This is a genomic window from Ureibacillus massiliensis 4400831 = CIP 108448 = CCUG 49529, from assembly GCF_000772965.1.
GTDB lineage: Bacteria > Bacillota > Bacilli > Bacillales_A > Planococcaceae > Ureibacillus > Ureibacillus massiliensis.
Map to the genome: position 1 here is coordinate 1 of NZ_JPVQ01000020.1, position 18,782 is coordinate 18,782.

The 18,782-nt window shown below is 34.7% G+C and carries 19 protein-coding genes and 1 pseudogene; 3 read left to right on the forward strand and 17 right to left on the reverse strand.

Annotation, left to right across the window (positions count from 1 at the left end; genetic code table 11):
* From CD30_RS19825 to prsW, 11 genes and pseudogenes are all read right to left on the reverse strand, one after another.
* Window positions 1–265: pseudogene (locus CD30_RS19825) on the reverse strand (stage IV sporulation protein A); the annotation flags it as partial.
* Between the two features lie 231 nt (window positions 266–496).
* A complete protein-coding gene (locus tag CD30_RS11360; protein WP_036176961.1) occupies window positions 497–1,225 on the reverse strand; it encodes a hypothetical protein in 729 nt (242 codons plus the stop codon).
* 17 nt (window positions 1,226–1,242) lie between these two features.
* Window positions 1,243–1,509, reverse strand: a complete 267-nt coding sequence (locus CD30_RS11365) for a DUF2768 domain-containing protein (protein WP_084077836.1) — start codon at window positions 1,507–1,509, stop codon at window positions 1,243–1,245.
* A gap of 231 nt (window positions 1,510–1,740) precedes the next feature.
* Window positions 1,741–2,754 carry an NAD(P)H-dependent glycerol-3-phosphate dehydrogenase gene (locus CD30_RS11370; protein ID WP_036176962.1) on the reverse strand — a complete coding sequence of 338 codons (1,014 nt, stop codon included), beginning with the start codon at window positions 2,752–2,754 and terminating at the stop codon, window positions 1,741–1,743.
* Window positions 2,755–2,776: 22 nt separating this feature from the next.
* The gene (gene der / locus CD30_RS11375; RefSeq protein WP_036176963.1) at window positions 2,777–4,087 is read right to left on the reverse strand and encodes a ribosome biogenesis GTPase Der; all 1,311 of its coding nucleotides are present in this window, start codon (window positions 4,085–4,087) and stop codon (window positions 2,777–2,779) included.
* Between the two features lie 309 nt (window positions 4,088–4,396).
* Complete coding sequence (gene rpsA / locus CD30_RS11380) at window positions 4,397–5,542, reverse strand: 30S ribosomal protein S1 (protein ID WP_036176966.1); 1,146 nt, start codon at window positions 5,540–5,542, stop codon at window positions 4,397–4,399.
* A gap of 214 nt (window positions 5,543–5,756) precedes the next feature.
* Entirely contained in the window at window positions 5,757–6,431 is a 675-nt protein-coding gene (gene cmk / locus CD30_RS11385) for a (d)CMP kinase (RefSeq protein WP_036176969.1), read from the reverse strand.
* A 222-nt stretch (window positions 6,432–6,653) separates the two neighbouring features.
* On the reverse strand, window positions 6,654–7,313 hold the full coding sequence (locus tag CD30_RS11390) for a flagellar brake protein (protein ID WP_036176972.1): 660 nt from the start codon (window positions 7,311–7,313) through the stop codon (window positions 6,654–6,656).
* Between the two features lie 84 nt (window positions 7,314–7,397).
* Entirely contained in the window at window positions 7,398–8,687 is a 1,290-nt protein-coding gene (locus tag CD30_RS11395) for a PepSY1/2 domain-containing protein (protein ID WP_036176974.1), read from the reverse strand.
* Window positions 8,688–8,708: 21 nt separating this feature from the next.
* Window positions 8,709–9,515, reverse strand: coding sequence for a spore cortex-lytic enzyme (gene sleB / locus CD30_RS11400; RefSeq protein WP_036176977.1), 807 nt, complete (start codon window positions 9,513–9,515; stop codon window positions 8,709–8,711).
* Between the two features lie 99 nt (window positions 9,516–9,614).
* On the reverse strand, window positions 9,615–10,292 hold the full coding sequence (prsW, locus tag CD30_RS11405; RefSeq protein WP_036176980.1) for a glutamic-type intramembrane protease PrsW: 678 nt from the start codon (window positions 10,290–10,292) through the stop codon (window positions 9,615–9,617).
* Window positions 10,293–10,485: 193 nt separating this feature from the next.
* On the opposite strand from prsW, the gene CD30_RS11410 reads away from it, so the two are divergent.
* Window positions 10,486–11,454, forward strand: a complete 969-nt coding sequence (locus tag CD30_RS11410; protein ID WP_036176983.1) for an asparaginase — start codon at window positions 10,486–10,488, stop codon at window positions 11,452–11,454.
* A gap of 149 nt (window positions 11,455–11,603) precedes the next feature.
* Here CD30_RS11410 and CD30_RS11415 read toward each other — a convergent pair whose 3' ends face one another.
* The 5 genes from CD30_RS11415 to CD30_RS11435 form a co-directional block, all read right to left on the reverse strand.
* Window positions 11,604–12,569 (reverse strand): YpdA family putative bacillithiol disulfide reductase, encoded by a 966-nt coding sequence (locus CD30_RS11415; RefSeq protein ID WP_036176985.1) that lies wholly within the window; start codon window positions 12,567–12,569, stop codon window positions 11,604–11,606.
* Window positions 12,570–12,636: 67 nt separating this feature from the next.
* Window positions 12,637–13,401, reverse strand: a complete 765-nt coding sequence (locus tag CD30_RS11420; protein WP_036176987.1) for a metallophosphoesterase — start codon at window positions 13,399–13,401, stop codon at window positions 12,637–12,639.
* Between the two features lie 133 nt (window positions 13,402–13,534).
* Window positions 13,535–14,182, reverse strand: a complete 648-nt coding sequence (locus tag CD30_RS11425) for a LysM peptidoglycan-binding domain-containing protein (protein ID WP_036176989.1) — start codon at window positions 14,180–14,182, stop codon at window positions 13,535–13,537.
* Between the two features lie 108 nt (window positions 14,183–14,290).
* Window positions 14,291–15,745 carry a RecQ family ATP-dependent DNA helicase gene (locus CD30_RS11430; RefSeq protein WP_235802051.1) on the reverse strand — a complete coding sequence of 485 codons (1,455 nt, stop codon included), beginning with the start codon at window positions 15,743–15,745 and terminating at the stop codon, window positions 14,291–14,293.
* The gene (locus tag CD30_RS11435; protein WP_235802052.1) at window positions 15,742–16,782 is read right to left on the reverse strand and encodes a YpbB family protein; all 1,041 of its coding nucleotides are present in this window, start codon (window positions 16,780–16,782) and stop codon (window positions 15,742–15,744) included. The genes CD30_RS11430 and CD30_RS11435 overlap by 4 nt, the downstream gene beginning before the upstream one ends.
* A gap of 97 nt (window positions 16,783–16,879) precedes the next feature.
* Here CD30_RS11435 and CD30_RS11440 point away from each other — a divergent pair, with 97 nt between their 5' ends.
* Window positions 16,880–17,128 (forward strand): ferredoxin, encoded by a 249-nt coding sequence (locus tag CD30_RS11440; protein ID WP_036176992.1) that lies wholly within the window; start codon window positions 16,880–16,882, stop codon window positions 17,126–17,128.
* A 29-nt stretch (window positions 17,129–17,157) separates the two neighbouring features.
* Here the strand turns inward: CD30_RS11440 and CD30_RS11445 are convergent, their stop codons facing one another.
* A complete protein-coding gene (locus CD30_RS11445; protein ID WP_036176994.1) occupies window positions 17,158–17,829 on the reverse strand; it encodes a DUF1129 family protein in 672 nt (223 codons plus the stop codon).
* A 125-nt stretch (window positions 17,830–17,954) separates the two neighbouring features.
* Between CD30_RS11445 and fabI the strand changes: the two genes are divergently transcribed.
* A complete protein-coding gene (gene fabI, locus CD30_RS11450; RefSeq protein ID WP_328286135.1) occupies window positions 17,955–18,734 on the forward strand; it encodes an enoyl-ACP reductase FabI in 780 nt (259 codons plus the stop codon).
* Window positions 18,735–18,782: the final 48 nt, after the last annotated feature.

Genomic DNA, 18,782 nt, shown 5'->3' on the forward strand with positions numbered 1-18,782 from the left:
TTTCACTTTCCCCAATAGTAATTTGTGTACCCTGTGCAGGAACAAACTTTGGTTCTGCAGTCATAATAACAGGACCCGGTGAACTCTGTGGCAGCTCGTCCAGTGCTCTTTTGCGATCTTCTTCATCTACGATATTTGGGAGCACAATTGACTCCATCATTTTTTTCACAAAAGTAGACTTTCCAACTCTGACAGGTCCTACAACACCGATATATACATCCCCATTCGTTCTCTCTGCTATTTGATGAAAGATTTCTTGGCCTATTGTAGCTCCTCCTTTACGTAATTCAGTTTATGAGATAGTGAATAATATCATGAATAAAAATTAGAAAAAGTTGTAACACTTTTTATTTCTCAAGCTCGATTTTATTCTATGTCTGTCACTTTCGAAAAATGTTACAAAAAAACTACTTTCACCCTTTCCTTTTATATTTTTTCAAGAAATTAATAAACACCTTGTCCAGTAACGGTACAAGGTGTTTTATTGGTCGATTTTTTATTTTTCTTTTTTTGTTGGGTCATACATGAAAATTGGCTCATTCTTTTCATTCACAGTATATGGTAACGAATAAGCAGGTACTACTGGATACGCATCGACTAATAGCATACGTATATCTTCACCTGGTTTTGGTGTTAGATTATTTTCCTGTATAAAAATATTTAAGTCGATTGAATAATCAACATAAATATCTCCTTCTGATGAAAGAACAAGAGGAAGTTGATTATTTGTATAGGGACTAGGGACAGTAAGTTCAGTTTTATAGCCTAATTCCTCATAATTAATCGTATAAACAAAATCTGTTATCGCTGTTTTAAACATAGGATATTTGAAAGGCAATAATCGAATGTTTAAATCACGAATTGCTTCTGCTGATCTTAGGTCAACTAATTTTACAGTTGGGTTTTCCTCTGGATCCCAAATAATATATTGAAAAATTCCTCCTTTTTCAAAGGAGTTACCCGGTGTATTCGATAAATATTTTGGGACAAGCTTTTCAAAATCGATTGGGTACTTAATAAAAATATCAGTATCCATATCACGGTTTTTAATCGGTAATACGCCCGTATCCGCTTGGTATTCCTCGATTGCTCTTTGTACCCCGTCTAATTGAACTTGATCGGGTATTTGGTTTTCAACTCTTTGATCAGCTGGATACATACAACCGGATAATAGAATTGAAAATATTATAAGTAATGCACTAACTCTCCATCTATTTTTCAACATTTTTCACCTCGAATTAATTACGCTGGCCATGTAAAGACGACAAGAGCCATTAAATACGAACCAAATAAAAATAGTACAAAAGCGAACAGTTTAAAAATTGCTGCTAGAAATCCATTTTTAATCCATTTTCTTGTCGCTGACAATATCAGTACTGAAAAAATTAATAAACCTATGGACCAAAAGGAAATCCACATTACATCTAAAGCTGGCAAATGTCCAAGTGGGCCCGTTGATGCAGAATTTAAAACAAACATTCCTGGATCAAATATAGAATTTGATTGCATATATCATGACCACCTTTCAAATTTAAAGAGTATGTATATAGTAAAATTGACACCATCAATCATTATACCCGAGAATGTTACAAAAAGAATAGGAGGTACCAATCATACCTCCTACCTTAACTTCATTTTACATTGTTATACAAAATTTTTGCGAGAGTCAAACATGATATGTTTCATAGAATGTGAAAAATTCATGAACTTTTCGACCGAATTATGGAAATTTTTTCACATTTATATTAAATTATCAATTTCTCGCTTCTTCATCCGAATCATCAGCTCATCTACAGCATCTTTCGGAACTTTTTCATTAAATAGCACATCGTACAATGCAGCGGTTAATGGCATTGGCACTTCATATTTTGTGGATAATTGATATGCCGCTTTTGTTGTACGTACACCTTCAACAACCATACCCATCTTTTCTAATACTTCATGAAGCTTCATGCCCTTACCAAGCATGTTACCCGCACGCCAGTTTCGAGAGTGTACACTCGTACAAGTTACAATTAAGTCTCCCATACCGGATAGTCCTGAAAAGGTAAATGGATTCCCACCCATCTTTACGCCTACTCGAGAAATTTCTGCTAAGCCTCTTGTAATAAGTGCGGCTTTTGCATTATCACCATAACCTAATCCATCAGAAATACCCGCAGCTAGGGCAATGACATTTTTTAATGCCCCACCAATTTCAACACCAATGACATCCGTATTTGTATAGACGCGGAAATAGCCATTCATAAATAAATCCTGTGTTTTTTCAGCGGATTTTATATTTTTACAAGCTGCTGTAATCGTAGTTGGATGATGTAATACCACTTCTTCAGCATGACTTGGTCCAGATAATACGACAATATCTTGTACTAGGTCAGAAGGTAAGCTTTGCTCTAATATTTCAGAAATTCTTAGTAATGAATCAGGCTCAATTCCCTTTGAAACATGGATAAATAATGCCTTTTCCGATAAATGATTCACTACATTTCCGCAAACCTCTCGTATTGCTTTTGTAGGCACAGCCATTACATAAATAGAGGCATGGTTCACTGCTTGCTTCATGTCGCTCGTTGCTGTTAGTAGCTCTGGAAGATTTGTTTCGGGTAAATATTTTTTATTTGTATGCTGGTCGTTTATTTCATTTGCTTGATCTTGTCGATGAGTCCAAAGAAGAGTATTGTGACCATTTTCTGCTAGCACAATCGCTAGCGCAGTTCCCCAAGATCCAGCACCAAATACTGTAACATGTTCCATTGAAAAAATCCCCTTCCCTCAATTAGTCCCTAGCGCGTGCAATCATGCGTATAGGTGTTCCTTCAAAATCAAAGGTTTCACGGATTCGGTTTTCTAGGAATCGCTCATAAGAAAAGTGCATTAATTCTGGATCATTTACAAAGGTTACAAATGTTGGCGGCTTAATCGCTACTTGTGTTGTGTAATAGATGCGTAATCGACGTCCTTTATCAGTCGGAGCTGGATTACGCGCAATAGCATCTTCGATTACTTCATTTAAAATAGAAGATTGAATTCGCATCGAATGGTTCTCACTAACTCGTTGAACAAGCGATAATATTTGATGCACCCGTTGCTTTGTTTTCGCAGATACAAAGATAATCGGCGCATAATGTAAATATAAAAAGTGCTCGCGAATTTGCTGGGTAAATAAATTCATTGTTTTATCATCTTTTTCAACAGCATCCCATTTATTTACAACGATAACAATCGCTTTGCCTGCTTCATGGGCATAGCCAGCGATTTTTTTATCCTGTTCTTGAATGCCCTCATCTGCATTAAGTACGACTAAAACAACATCCGAACGTTCAATTGCTCGCATTGCACGTAGAACAGAGTATTTTTCTGTTGATTCGTAAACTTTTCCTCTTTTACGCATCCCTGCAGTATCAATAATGACATATTCTTGCCCATCATAACTATATGGCGTATCAATTGCATCGCGTGTCGTACCAGCAATATCACTCACAATCACTCTATCTTGGCCAAGGAAAGCATTTACTAAAGAAGATTTCCCTACATTTGGTCGACCTATTAAACTAAATTTAATCGTGTCTTCTGAATATTGTTCTTCATCTTCCTTAGGGAAATGTTTAGCACATTCATCTAATAAATCTCCCAGTCCTAAACCGTGTGATCCGGAAATAGGAAATGGTTCTCCAAAACCTAGAGAATAAAAATCATAAATCATTTCCCTCATATCAGGATTATCGATTTTATTGACTGCAAGAACTACTGGTTTTTTTGTTTTGTATAAAATTTTAGCCACTTGTTCATCGGCTAGCGTCACACCTTCACGGCCATTTGTCATAAAAATAATAACATCCGCCTCTTGAATCGCGATTTCCGCTTGTGCTCGAATTTGTTCTAAAAAAGGCTCGTCGCCTATTTCAATACCACCCGTATCAATAATATTGAATTCGTGTGTTAACCAATCTGCCGAACTATAAATACGATCACGTGTTACACCTGGAATATCTTCCACGATGGAAACACGTTCACCAACAATACGGTTAAAAATTGTTGACTTCCCTACGTTCGGACGACCTACGATGGCGATTACTGGTTTTGTCATCTGTACTTCATCCTTCCAATTTCTTATCTTTTGTATTATACACGAATTCGAGTATGATATCACATTATTCACGAGAAACGTCGTGTTCTGCATTGCACTTTATGCCATATATCGATCACATATAGTATTGTCTAACACTATGGGATTATTACCAAAAGTTACATCAATACCTTTCGTTTAAGAAGTATAGGCGCTAAATGCTTCATACCTTGTTACTCAAATATGTATGGATAATAGATAAAATAAATTTAATAAAAATAAAAAAACAGGTGTGCATATTTACACACCTGTCAGATATGAAAATTAATATTATTTATTAGTAAATCCTTTTAGTTGATCTCCAATTACATCGCTTAATGAGAAGCCCGTATTTTCTTCCGGTAATTCATAATCGAATTCTTCAACCTTTTCAGGATTTTCTTGAAGTTCTTTCATACTTAGAGATAAACGTTTCTCTGCCTCGTTTACATCTAATACTTTTACTTCAACCTCTTGTCCTTCTTTTAATACCTCATGAGGAGTATTAATATGTTTATGTGAAATTTGTGATATGTGAACTAACCCCTCAATGCTTGGTAACACTTCAACAAATGCACCAAATGAAACTAAACGTTTTACTGTTCCTTTTAGAACTGAGCCTTTTGCCACACGGTCTTCAATGTTTGTCCAAGGTCCTGGCAAAGTATCTTTAATCGATAAAGAAATTCTTTCATTTGATGGGTCTACTGATAATACCTTCACTTTTACAGCTTGACCTTTCGATAATACTGTAGCAACGTCCTCTACGTGCTCATGAGCTACTTGAGAAATATGCACTAAACCATCAACGCCACCAATATCAATAAAAGCTCCAAATGGCGCGATACGTTGAACAGTACCTTCTAGTATATCGCCTTCTTTGATTCCTCCAAGTACTTGTTTCTTCTTAGAGTTCTTTTGCTCTTCTACTACAGCGCGATGGGATAAAATTAATCGACCTTTTTCTTTATCAAGTTCAGTTATTTTAAATCGTAAAGTTTTACCTTTATAGTCTTCAAAATCTTCTACAAAATAGTCTTCTACTAACGATGCAGGAACGAAGCCACGTACGCCTAAATCAACTACCAGGCCACCCTTCACAACATCCTTTACTTCAGCCTCAAAGCTTTCCCCTGATGCAAATTGTGCCTCAAGCTTATCCCACGCTTTCATTGCATCAACTTTGCGTTTTGATAAAACAAAATTTTCTTCTTCGATTTTCGTGATGACTAATTCTAATTCATCACCTACTGATACAACATCAGAGGCTTTTTCAATATGCAAGCTCGAAAGTTCGCTAATTGGTACAATACCGTCAAACGGTGCACCTTCTATTGAAACAGTTACTGCTTTGTCTTCGACTTTTGCAGCAACACCTTTCACAATATCTCCTTCTCGAAATTCTTGGCCTGCGTTTGCGTTCATTTCTTCAGACATATGTAACCCTCCTTCGCATCTTCCAATTTCTATTTTATTAAAAAACCTTCATAAAAACAAAAAATATTCCTTTTCTTTTAGAAAAACTTGGTTAATTGACGTACTTTTTTGGCGGGTAACCTTTGTTGCCCTTATGAAGATAAGAAAGAATGAATCGTTCTTATCTGCCAAAAAAATTGTATCTATATATTGAAAATACGCATGTATTCTAAAATTATTCCATTTTATCCCTTGCTAATTTTAAAATTACATCTGCAGCTTCAATGATTGATAAATTTGTTGTATCGAGATAGATCGCATCGTCTGCTTGAATGAGAGGTGAAGCTTCTCTTTCACTATCTAATTTATCACGTTTTGTAATTTCCTTTTTCAATGTTTCGATATCTGATAGTATTCCTCGTGACTCATTATCTAGCAAACGTCTTTTTGCTCTTTCCTCTACAGATGCTGACATAAATATTTTTAACTGTGCTTCTTTTAATACTTGTGTACCAATATCTCTACCATCCATTACAATACCACCGCTCGATGCTAAATCTTTTTGCATATTTACTAATATTTTTCTTATGTTCGGATGAGCTGAAACTTGTGATACATTATTTGTAACTTCATTGGAACGAATTAATTGTGATACATCTTCACCATCTACATATACAAGTTGTCCATTTTCAGAAGGCTTTAATTCAATGGAGGTGCCTAGTAACATTTCCTCTAATGCTTTAGCATCATTTAATTTTATGTTTCTCTTTAATGCTTTATACGTTACGGCACGATACATTGCCCCTGTATCGATATATGTATAACCTAGCGCTTCTGCTACGATTTTTGCGATTGTACTTTTGCCAGCCCCTGCAGGACCATCAATTGCGATTTGTATTTTGTTTGTCATAAATATCCCTACTTTCCATCAGTATTTTACCATAGAAGTTATACAGATTTCCTAATGATTGAACTTAAAACCTTATATTAGTTTAACCAATTTAGAACGACACAACTCGACTTAAAATACTTCTTAAAATAAACAAAGAAATTTGACAATATAAAAAAGCCGCTACCCGATCTAAAACCAAATTGTAACAATAAGGTGCAGCTTGGGGTAGGGCTTTTTTAATTAAACATTATTTAATTCTTTTCTGCGAATCATTAATTGTCGTTCGAAGCAGAATCGAACAATATATTGTTTATCCAAATCATCCATATCAATAAATTGAATAGAAGCTAGTCTTAATTTATTTTTGTCAAAGATTCTGACGACTAATGCCTTTGTTTTTACATATTGAATGTCTCCATTGGAGTATGGCAATACCATCGTTAAATTGATATGGTCACCATCTTGAAATGAAACCGGTTTGTTCAAAAGGTTAAGTGCTATTCCACCAGCACTTACATCTTCTGTAACAAATTGATAATATTTACCCTCAAATTCAACGGCAACATCGACTGTAGTGTTGACGCGTACAAATTCTCTTCGTTGAATTTTTATAATTTCCTCTTCCGGTGGTAACAAAAGCATAATCATGGGAATATTAGCGACTTTACGACCAACTACTTGAGTATTAAATGCATAGCTATTTTTATCTTCTGTGCTATATGTGACACGAAATTGTGAACCATCGATTAAATATGCTGTTTTGTTCGTTAATGTATTAACTGGATAATCGATAAAAATGACTCGGTCATTACGATCTACGATTTTGCAATGATATTTTTCCAAGTTTTCTGCAGTAGGAATCGGTTCTAGTGTTAAAATAGTACCTATCTTTAGTTCCAATTTATCCGCCACCTCGTACAATAATATATACTTATTATTGCACGAATTTACTTTTATTTCTATATTATTTATCACAGTATACTATTACGACATATACTCTACTTTTACGACCTCATGGGTATCTGCATCTACTACAACTCTAAATGTTTCATTGTATTTATTATCAAAACGAGCAATGACTTCGTAGCAAAGGCGTAGTTCAAATAGTTCATTTTCTGTATATATCATTTTTTCTTCTTCCACAACAGTACCTGGTCTAAAGAATTCTTTCCAATCGATTTCATTAACAGTTTGCTCTTCTTTAATATTTTCTTTTTGGACATATTCCATTGCATTTAAACCTAAAAGTTCCCCGCTATCCTTTGATACTTTTAATTGAATGCCATCAGGGTATACGAGCGCTTTTTCATCACCAACAACTCGTGCTACTGCAATGTGATATACTTCGTGATTTTCTCGGAATTCTACAAACTCAACATCATCATAGCCAGCACGATCTAAAAATTGCATCGTTAACTCACGAACATCTTGTGCTGATACATTTTTATCTTCCTGAACAGGTCGTTCTGAAAGGAAGGATAAAAGCTGACCGCCTTTAACCGTAATGTCTGCATAACCTACTCGGCTTCCTTTTACAAATTGAATATGATAGAAAGGATATGGGGCATCATCTTTACTTTTCGTTACTGTATACGCTGCATCTTTAATATCAGGTAATATAATCTCTAATGCTTCAATCGCTTGATCCTTAGTTATTTCTTTACCTTCTAGATGCTTTAAATCTCTTTTCTTTTGCCAATCGGATTCACTCGCCGTAAGTGGGAAGTCAGTCTCTGAGTATGTTTTTAAATTTTGAGCAATATTTTTAAACTGACCTTGTTCAGTTTCATTGTTTAAAGTTCTTTGCCATTTTGAATAATCTCCATCATTTTCAAAATACATAGCTGTCGCAATATTCCATTCATCTGACAGGGCTCTTAAATTCGATGACACTGTTTCCATTTTCTTTTGCCATGATTCATAATCTCCATTTTCTGCAGCTAATCTTGCCTCTTCACCGATATTTCCGACATATCTCATCCAGTTATTCGCTACTTCTCTATTTAAAGGCAAGCCACTTATCGATCCTCGTAATTGATCGCTTAGACGCCAAATATTATCTAGTTCTTGATTCAAAGCATTTTTGTCTTGGAAAAGTAATGATTGTGATACTGAAGCTTGAAGGGTCGTTAGCGTTTCAGAAGCACTTGTTAATGCGTTTGTATATTGTGCATGAATTGCTCTTTGTAAATCTTCATTTTCTCTTCTAACTTCGAATGAATAGAGTGCAAGTGCTAGAACTGCTATCGATAACAAATACACTGCATTTTTCATGGTTTCCCCTCCCTTTGTATGTTAATAGCAGAATATATGTTCACCTATTTGCTTAATTTGTGGTCTTGACCAGATCCATTTGCTTGTCGCTGTTTTTGGATTGAAATAGTATAATGCATTTTCAGTAGGATCCCATCCATTCATTGCATCAAGTACTGCTTGTTTTGCTCTTTCATTTGGTGTTAACCAAATTTGTCCATCTGCTACAGCAGTAAATGCACCTGGTTGAAAGATGATTTCAGAAATTGTGTTTGGAAAATCTGGAGATTCTAAACGGTTTAATATTACTGCTGCTACAGCAACTTGTCCTTCATAGGGCTCTCCGCGCGATTCTCCATAGACTGCGTTTGCCATCAGCTGTAAATCTCTTTCAGAATATTTTGTTGGTAATTGCACTGTTGTTGTATTATTTTGACCTGATCCACCGGAGGATCCCCGCCCACTCTTCACTTGCTGATCGAGAGGGGTTCCACCATAATAAGTAAATTCATTACCTTCTCTTATCTGCCTGTGCACCCATTCCCTATCAAATTTACTAGCTCTAACTAATACATCTCTGGATCTTTGACCTAAGATACCATCAATATCAAGTTCAAATGCCTCTTGAAAATTTCGTAATGCCCAATATGTCCCGTAACCGAAAATACCATCTATTTTGCCATTATAGTAACCTAAGTATTGTAGTCTAGCTTGTAATTCGATAACATCATCTCCAGAAGATCCACGTTCGAGAAGTCGACCAGAAAACGCATTTGCTACCTTCGTCTGGTCGATAGACGAAGCGATTCCAAGAACTAATACTGTTGTTATTAATATACTTCTTAACATCCTTTTCACTCCTTTTTCATAGCATGTTAAAAAGTGAATGTTTTATACGTTTATAAATGTAAAAAGGTACATTATTTCAATTCAATGAAACATGTACCTTTAATTGTATTTATTTTGTTCTATTAAATGTTCAACTAAATGCTGATGTGCTAGCTTTACTTTCCTTAAGGCCAGCCACCATAAAAACAACATAAAAGGCGCGACTAGATAAAACCAAACGTTTTGAAAAGATAAAATTGTATTATATGCGAGATGTAATAACAATGGGATAATAAATGCTAAAATCAAGTATTCAGTCGCATGATCATTTTTAGCGAATTTACTTTTCCCAAAATAATAACCCATTACAACACCAAACAAAGCGTGACTCGTTACTGGTAGCATAGCTCTTATAAAGGCTGTATCAATACCAAAAGATAATAAATAAAGAACATTTTCAACTGTCGCAAATCCCAGTGAAATACTAGCGCCATATAAGATTCCATCATATGGATCATCAAATTCTATATGACCATAGATTATGGCAAAAATAACAATCCATTTAAAAAACTCTTCAATTGTACTTGAAAAAACAACGTTTGCCATAAAGGGTTGTGAAAACACACCCTCTTCTTTTAATACAAATTGTATAAACATGATTGGAAACGTAATTAGCGCTCCATAAAGGAATGACTGGAACAATGTTTTGCGAGGTTCAGTTGCCATTTGATTTCTTAAATAAAAGTAACTGAATAAGGCTAAGCCTGGAGCTATCGCAGAGGATAATAATATAAACATGTCGATTTGCTCCCTTTCCAACTTATTGGAATAATTATATCATTTAAAACGCGAAAAATAAAAACAATGTTAAAACATTCCAACAGAATAGAATGTATTGTTTACGTCTTGAAATTCTAACTCATCTCTTTATTATAAGATAATAGTTAGAACATATTATATGATCATAAAATGTAGTTTAAGGAGTCTGAAAATGAAAACTATTTTACTTGTCCACACAGGTGGAACGATTTCAATGCAAATAAATAACGAAACTGGTGCTGTACAACCTTCCGATGCAAACCCATTAGTAGGCTTAAGCCAACAATTAAATCAATATGCAACAATTATTGAAACAGAAGCATTTCATCTACCCTCTCCACATATTACACCTGTAGAAATGCTTTCTTTACGGAATACCATTTTGGATTGCATAAAAAAACAACCAATAGATGGTGTGGTCATAACTCATGGAACTGATACATTAGAAGAAACAGCTTATTTTCTAGATTTAACAACAAATTTAGATATTCCTATTGTATTAACAGGCGCAATGCGTTCATCTAACGAATTAGGTGCTGACGGCGTATATAATATCGTTTCAGCGATTCGAGTAGCTTGTGATGATCAAGCACGAAACAAAGGTGTGCTTGTAGTGATGAATGATGAGGTACATCACGCATTTAATTGTACGAAAACCTCTACTTCTTCAGTTAACACTTTCCAAAGTCCCCAATACGGTCCGCTTGGTCTAATAACGAAAAAGCAAATTCATTTTCATCATACACCGATTAAAAGACGGTTTGTTGAGGTTGAGGCTATTCAAAAACGGGTAGCATTATTTAAAGTATATGCTGGGATGGAAGCAGATCTGATGGAAGCTATCAGCTATTTTAACTATGATGGTGTAGTTCTTGAAGGATTAGGACAAGGCAATGTTCCCCCAAGTGTAGGTAATGGCATAAAAAAACTAATTGAAAAGCAAATCCCAGTAATCATCGTTTCTCGTTGCTATAACGGAATTGCTGAACCAGTATATAACTACGATGGCGGAGGTAAAATGCTAGAAGATTTAGGAGCAATTTTTGCCACAGGAATAAGCGGACAAAAAGCAAGATTAAAATTGTTAATCGGGTTAAATCAAGTAAGTAATAATATTGAATTAAGAGAGTTTTTTAATTAATTTATTAAGATATAAATTAATTAATCTGCTATTCCGATTATGATATATGGAATAGCAGATTATTATTTTTGTGTGTTGTTGTTTTCCACTGAAGCAGGCTACCTAGTAAATTATGCTGTATAAAATCGGTTTGCGACTCACATATTCAATTAGCGATTCTCAATAATATGTTTCGCGATTAACCCACCATGAAATTTACCATTTTCAATAAATATTTCATTTGCATTATTTCCAGCAGCAAGTACACCTGCAATAAATAGATTTTCTACATTCGTTTCCATCGTTTCTTCATTATAAATTGGTCTACCTGTCTCTTGATCAATTTGAACACCCATTGCAGAAATGAAGCTATGGTCTGGGTGATATCCGGTCATCGCAAAAACAAAATCATTTTTCATTACTTGTTCCTTACCATCAACTGAGATAACAATATCAGATTCCCGAATTTCAACGACATGACTATTGAAAATCATGTTTACTTCTCTATTTCTTACAAGTGCTTCAAACTCTGGTAATATCCACGGCTTTACACTTGGGGAATAGGAGCTACCACGATAGGACACGGTCACTCTAGCTCCAGCTTTATTTAATTCAAGTGCTGCATCGACTGCTGAGTTTTTACCTCCAATTACAAGCACATCCGTATCGAAAAAAGGATGGGCTTCTTTAAAATAGTGAAAAACTTTTGATAAGTCTTCTCCAGGTATATTTAAGTAATTCGGGTGGTCATAATAACCAGTCGCCAAAATTACATAAGGTGTCTCATAAACTCCTTTATCTGATTTAACGATAAATTGACCATTTGCTTGTTTTGATACAGACTCTACTTTTTCAAAACGATGTACATTTAAATTTTTCATCTTTACCACTTCACGATAGTAAACGAGCGCCTGATTTCTTCTAGGTTTCCGTTCTTCAATAATAAATGGTACATCTCCAATTGCTAATTTTTCACTTGTACTAAAAAATGTTTGATGTGTCGGGTAATTATAAAGGGCATTGACAACATTCCCTTTTTCAATGATAACCGGCTTTAAACCGATATTTTGTAACTCAATAGCCGCCGATATGCCACAAGGGCCTCCCCCAACAATAATTGCATCTACATTTTGCATATATTTTACATCTCCTTAAAACAACCTATCCATATTATATCGCTAATTTTTAGCAAGTGGTTTTATTTTACATTGTAATCTTTACGTCAATTATGTGACATTGTGGTTTTGCACCAAATCTTAAAGGTAGAAGCGTAGTACCATAGCCATTACTTATTAAAACTGGTACACCTTTTTTATAGGAAAAGGACCCGTGAGGATAAATACCAAATGGACCAAGTCGAATTTGACCACCGTGTAGATGTCCTCCCATTAAAAAATCTACTTTATATTGGGTAAGTACTCCCGAAAAAACTTGCGGATTATGTGAGACGAAAAAAACAAGGTCTTTTGCTTCAGTCTTAGCAAATGTTTTGTCAAAATCGACATTATTAGTAGTTGTATCATCAATGGCATTTATCCAGATGGTATTTTTTCTGTTCGGTAATAAAATGGCATCATTTTCAATTATAGTTACGTTCGAATCAGACAAAATTTTACGAAGTCTTTCCTCCCCTACTTCTCGATCATTATTTCCCCAAATAAAATAAACAGGCCCTAGAGTGGTTAGGAATTGAATATTTTTAATTAATCGTTCAATGGGTGTTCTTTTATCAGCTAAGTCTCCGCCAATAATGACGCCATCAAAATTTCCCTTCTTATCTCCAATTTCTTCTTCTCTAATAATGCGATTATGAATATCCGAGATGAAAAATAGTTTAAACTGTTCTTCACACACACCTTTTAATTCGATGACATGGTGCAAAACATTATGTTCAAAAGCTTCTTTTATCATATATAAAAGTAAGGCAATACAGAAAATTAGTATTATAGACAAAACAATATAAATCATAATCGTCCACCCCTTTTAAGGAAAAAGAAAAAGACGAGGTAGCATTTCACACCTTGCGTCTTTTACAAAATTCAACATATTTTATGTTTTTCATTTTAATGTATTCCTAATTCAATGAAAACAAATTGCTCTTTTATGGTAGACGAATTTCTTGTCCAACATAAATATTTTCTGAGCTTAAATTGTTGATTAACATTACTTGTTCAACAGTTGTATTGTTATCTGTAGCAATACTATAAAGCGTATCCCCTACTTTTACAATATGTACATTTGAATTAGTATTTTCATTGTTATTTTCTTGCTCGCCATTATTAGTTTCAATTGGATTATTTGGGCTTGAAGAATTGTTTGGTGCTTGTCCTACATCATTTTGTTCTTCATTTTGTTGTTGATCGGTACTATCCAAAATACTTTCATTATCAGACTGTTCATTGTTTCCTGTTTGTTCACTATCGCCATTTAAATCATCAACGTTACCTTCTTCATTATTGTTGTCAGTTTCAGGTAAACCATTGTTTTCTTCAAATTCTACTGTTTCATTGCCATTTTGGACCTCTTCAGTTGTCCCTGGAGACCAAATAACTGAAAAATATATTAATACACATAACGGTATTAAAACTAGTATTATAGCTAATGTTGTTAGTAATGGATCTCGACGTTTTTTTCTTTGAACAGTAGTTCTCCCTTTTGAACGTGCTCGTCTGGAGTTCGTCTGATCTTGATCAACTTTAATTGATTGGCGATGTTCTTCAATTTTATCTCTATAGTCTTCCCTACTCATCTTGCCACCTCCGACATTACTGTATATTATGCCGAAATTTATCAAAAAAGTAAATGTCAAAACCTATTTTCGGGGATTTTGTCGAAAACATGAAATCCATCTAAAATTTTATTCATTTCCTAACAATATACTTTCAATTCGTTCTCTCCATGTAATAGGACGATAAGAAGCCTTGTCTTTTTCACGTGGTCGAATAATATCAGAAAAGGTTAGTCCACAGCCTTCACAGCAATTTTCTGGTTTTGATGCTAGTGTTTGTCCAAAATAGTGAACTATTCTTTCTCGCATACATTTTTCAGTGCGAACGATACCCATCATTTCATCAATTTCAAGTAATTTTTCCCTTTTCATTTCCGTTAGAATATGAGCAACTTGTTCCCGAGGCAGTTGGACCATCCAATAGTCTAGTACACGTAGAGCTGTTTCTGAGATTTCACCATTTTGAATCATATTTTTCACATTTTCATTTTGAGATATGTATTGGGCATATCGTTCAATATGATGCTCAGTCGGTAAATCATCTGTTGCAAGCATTCTTGCGACATCTTCATCCCCGTCAGTATATAAAATGATTGCTAACGCATGCTCACCATCGCGGCCCGCTCTTCCAATTTCCTGCATATAGCTGGCCACATTGGAAGGAATTGAAAAATGGATTACTTGTCTAACATCCTGCTTATTTACACCCATTCCAAAAGAATTTGTTGCAACGATCCAATCGAGTGAACCTTCTATGAATTGCTGCTGGATAAATTGTCGATCTAACGCATCTTTACCCGCGTGATAAGAGGCAACTGATATTCCAAGCTGGAGTAATCTTTCACTTATACTTTCCGTTTTCGAGCGAGATTGAGTATAAATAATCCCTGGCCCCTCAGTATCTTGTACGTGTTGTAATATCCATTGTAATTTATCCTCTTGATCTCGAAAGAAACGTTTTCCCAAATGGATATTTGGGCGATCAACTGAATGAATATATTTATATGGAGTCTTCATTTTCAAATATTTTTCAACATCGCCAAGAACCTTGTCTGTGGCAGTAGCTGATAATGCGAGAATAGGTGGGCGATTTTCGCGATCAAATACCTCTCCAATTCGCAAATAATCAGGACGAAAATCAAATCCCCATTGCGATATACAATGGGCTTCATCTATAACAATTAATGATAATGCCATTTGAGATAATCGGTTCTGAACATGAGCTTGTAACAACATTTCAGGTGATATGAAAATAAAGCGATATTGATGAAGATAATTTAAAGCATTTTGCTTTTGTTCTGTAGTTAAAAATGAATTAATCGCAATAACTCGTTTTTCCCCATTTTGTTTCATTTGCGTCACTTGATCCTGCATTAATGAAAGTAATGGAGAAATGATTAGCACTGGTGCTTCAAAAATATATCCGGGTAGTTGATAACATAGAGATTTCCCCATTCCAGTCGGCAATAGAGCAATAACATCCTGCCCTTTAACTAATTGCTCAATTACCTCCTTTTGACCTGGGCGAAATGACGAATAGCCGAAATATTTGTTTAATGTCGCTTCTAATTGCAATACAATCATTCCCCTCTAGCAAGCACAAGTCTAAGCTGAAAATAGCTTAAATGCGGAATTACTTCATGTAAAATTTTAAGCTTTCGTGTGTTGTAATCATGAATGGCATTTAACACTAGCTCTATGTCTGTAGGTGATATAAATTCTTCAATCGAGAAATTCGGTTCATTCATAGCGAGTTCTACAATATGATCTTCAATTGTACTGATTTTTAAGTTTCGAATGGAGCTAATTTGTTCAATCGAATACCCTTTACGAAACAAGTTTGCTGTTTGAAGTGCAGAACCAGTTAATGGAATTTCAATTCTTATATTCATTGCAATTTGATTTAATAAAGGATATTGTTCATTTTTTTGCGCGATTTCATTTAACCAATTATGTAAGCAAGAAATATATGTTAACTGTACATCCATATTCGAAACATTTTCTAACATACTTATTTGTTGCCAAGTATATCCAGGGATTTTGTACCCTGCTAACCTTTGCATAACAAATAGTTTATCTGTTTCATTACAATTAGTATTTTCTAAACTACTAATCATTTCCTCTAGCAAACTATCCTGTAATGTCCCATTTTGATAATGATTTGCTAGTAAAAAGTTTTTCACCCATTGTTGAATTTCTTCGTTTTGTTGTATAGGAATAAACTTCATGATACCTCTTTTTTGATGGGATAAGCTTTGAACAATTAAAGACAATCTTGCAAAAAATAGATGTTCATTTCCCCGATAATGCCAACCATCAAAAGAAATCGGCAGTGGCTCCTGCACTTTTTTTAAGCCCTTTTCCGTTACTTCGTAGTTCGATTCCTGTACAATTGATATGTACTCTTGTTCTATTAATTTATTAATTTCTTCATCAAATATTTTTCTACTTAGCTTAGGTAAAATTCCGAAAAATTTATGCAAGTGGAATATACCTACATCTTGAATTGTCTGCCCTGAACGTTTTCCACGAATTAAATGATAAACCGCAGAAATCGTACGTTCACTATTTAATTTGTGAAGAATTTTTAAGACTATTGATTGAAATATCAATTCAAGCACTCCAATTTCTTAGTATTTATGTTGAAAAGTAGTTTAAACCGTTTTAGAATAGTAAGGTAGCTTCTATGTAAGCTGATCGGAAAAAGGAGAGATAGAAATGCCAAAGTTCACTATTGTAGATAAAGATACATGTATAGCATGCGGTGCTTGTGGTGCGGCTGCCCCTGATATTTATGATTACGACGATGAAGGTATTGCCTTCGTTATTTTAGATGATAACACGGGGACTACAGAAGTTCCAGAAGATCTACTAGAGGATATGCAAGATGCATTTGAAGGCTGTCCAACAGATTCTATCAAAGTTGCCGATGAGTCATTTGATGGAGACCCGTTGAAATACGAATAGTAAAAAGGACATGTCACCCATGTCCTTTTTTACTTCGATTCTCTTGATTTTTTTAATATATAACTTGCTAATAAAAAGAAGCTTCCTAAACCAATCGGTGTAAAATAGGTCACTTCAAAAGCTATGCCAAATGGAGGCACTACTAGTTGAACAAGGATACTTCCTACAAAAAGTAAACCTACAATAACCCCAAATGTAATAATCGTTTTATTTGAATTTCCATTGTTCTCAAAAGCACTTTTCTTTAACACTCCCATAATCAAGAAAAGAATGAAAGATAATGATACTAATAATAGTGCAAGTGATACTGAAAATGATCCAAGATAAACGATTGGATTTTCATTTTTAATAAGTGGCACGATTCCCCAAATAACTAAAAACCATCCAAATAGAGTTAATCCTATTTCAAGTCCAAATTCCATTTTCTCTTTAAATGATGCTTCAGGTATAGATTGAACGATATCCTCCGCAAGATCTTTTGCTGATTTTCTAACTAAATCTTCAGCTCTTTCCCCTTCATTTTGCCCTTCTATTAATTGTTTCAATATTTCTAACAGCTTTTCTTCCATAGCTTTTTCATTTTTAAAGCCACTGGATCTTATATAAACAAGTAGATTACTATAATATTTTTCATTTTCAGAAGTTAATAATTGACGTTTTTTATTATTTAAATCAATCAATTGTTTTACAGAAATGCGCATAAGATTACCTCCCACAAACAAAGGGTACTATAATTCTGTTGATATTTACAGAAATAACTGTTAAAATCTTTTTAGTAGTTGGTACTAATAACTGATATTATAAAAAAGTTAAAGGGGTATCTATAATAATGGACATTTTACAATTAAAAGATAAGAATATTGTGGTAATGGGTGTAGCTAACGAGCGCAGTATCGCGTGGGGAATCGCTAAAAAATTATTAGAAGTTGGCGCAAATGTAATTTTTACATATAGAAAAGAACGTTCTAAAGGTAAAATCGAGAAGGTTTTAAATGATTACCAAGATTATAATACCGCTGTTGTAGAATGCGATGTAAATAGTGATGAAAGTATTGCAGCTGCTTTCCAACAAATTGGTGAACAGTTTGGAGTTGTGCACGGAATTGTACATTCAGTTGCATTTGCAAATGCAGAAGATTTACATAACCGTTTCGTTGAAACAACACGTGATGGCTATGCATTCGCACAGGATACAAGTGCCTATTCATTAATTGCTGTTGCAAAAGCTGCTTTACCATACATGACTGAAGGTGGCTCTATCGTAACGATGTCTTATCTAGGTGCAGAACGCGTTCTTGACGGATACAACGTTATGGGTGTTGCAAAAGCTGCTCTTGAAGCTTCAACACGTTATTTAGCAGCTGACTTAGGTGCTAAAGGAATTCGCGTCAATGCTATTTCTGCTGGTGCAATCCGTACATTAGCTGCGAAAGGTGTCCCAAGCTTTAACACGATCCTTCACCAAATTGAAGAAAAATCTCCATTAAAACGTAACATCACTCAAGAAGAAGTTGCAAACATGACAATGGTAATGTTAAGTAACCTTTCAAGTGGTGTAACAGGGGAAACAATCTATGTTGACTCTGGATATCATATTATGGGGTAAATACAGAAATAAACTGACGACACGTTTAAAAAGCACGCTCCTTCTTGG

Bases quoted from the DNA above. Each gene is read 5' to 3' on its own strand.
- CD30_RS11445 (WP_036176994.1), bottom strand. From the start codon at position 17,829: ATGCGCATTTCTGTAAAACAATTGATTGATTTAAATAATAAAAAACGT.
- CD30_RS11415 (WP_036176985.1), bottom strand. From the start codon at position 12,569: ATGCAAAATGTAGATGCAATTATTGTTGGGGGAGGCCCTTGTGGCATA.
- CD30_RS11360 (WP_036176961.1), bottom strand. From the start codon at position 1,225: ATGTTGAAAAATAGATGGAGAGTTAGTGCATTACTTATAATATTTTCA.
- CD30_RS11370 (WP_036176962.1), bottom strand. From the start codon at position 2,754: ATGGAACATGTTACAGTATTTGGTGCTGGATCTTGGGGAACTGCGCTA.
- rpsA (WP_036176966.1), bottom strand. From the start codon at position 5,542: ATGTCTGAAGAAATGAACGCAAACGCAGGCCAAGAATTTCGAGAAGGA.
- CD30_RS11410 (WP_036176983.1), top strand. From the start codon at position 10,486: ATGAAAACTATTTTACTTGTCCACACAGGTGGAACGATTTCAATGCAA.
- CD30_RS11365 (WP_084077836.1), bottom strand. From the start codon at position 1,509: ATGCAATCAAATTCTATATTTGATCCAGGAATGTTTGTTTTAAATTCT.
- cmk (WP_036176969.1), bottom strand. From the start codon at position 6,431: ATGACAAACAAAATACAAATCGCAATTGATGGTCCTGCAGGGGCTGGC.
- der (WP_036176963.1), bottom strand. From the start codon at position 4,087: ATGACAAAACCAGTAATCGCCATCGTAGGTCGTCCGAACGTAGGGAAG.
- CD30_RS11425 (WP_036176989.1), bottom strand. From the start codon at position 14,182: ATGAGTAGGGAAGACTATAGAGATAAAATTGAAGAACATCGCCAATCA.
- CD30_RS11420 (WP_036176987.1), bottom strand. From the start codon at position 13,401: ATGATTTATATTGTTTTGTCTATAATACTAATTTTCTGTATTGCCTTA.
- CD30_RS11395 (WP_036176974.1), bottom strand. From the start codon at position 8,687: ATGAAAAATGCAGTGTATTTGTTATCGATAGCAGTTCTAGCACTTGCA.
- prsW (WP_036176980.1), bottom strand. From the start codon at position 10,292: ATGTTTATATTATTATCCTCTGCGATAGCTCCAGGCTTAGCCTTATTC.
- CD30_RS11440 (WP_036176992.1), top strand. From the start codon at position 16,880: ATGCCAAAGTTCACTATTGTAGATAAAGATACATGTATAGCATGCGGT.
- CD30_RS11430 (WP_235802051.1), bottom strand. From the start codon at position 15,745: ATGATTGTATTGCAATTAGAAGCGACATTAAACAAATATTTCGGCTAT.
- sleB (WP_036176977.1), bottom strand. From the start codon at position 9,515: ATGTTAAGAAGTATATTAATAACAACAGTATTAGTTCTTGGAATCGCT.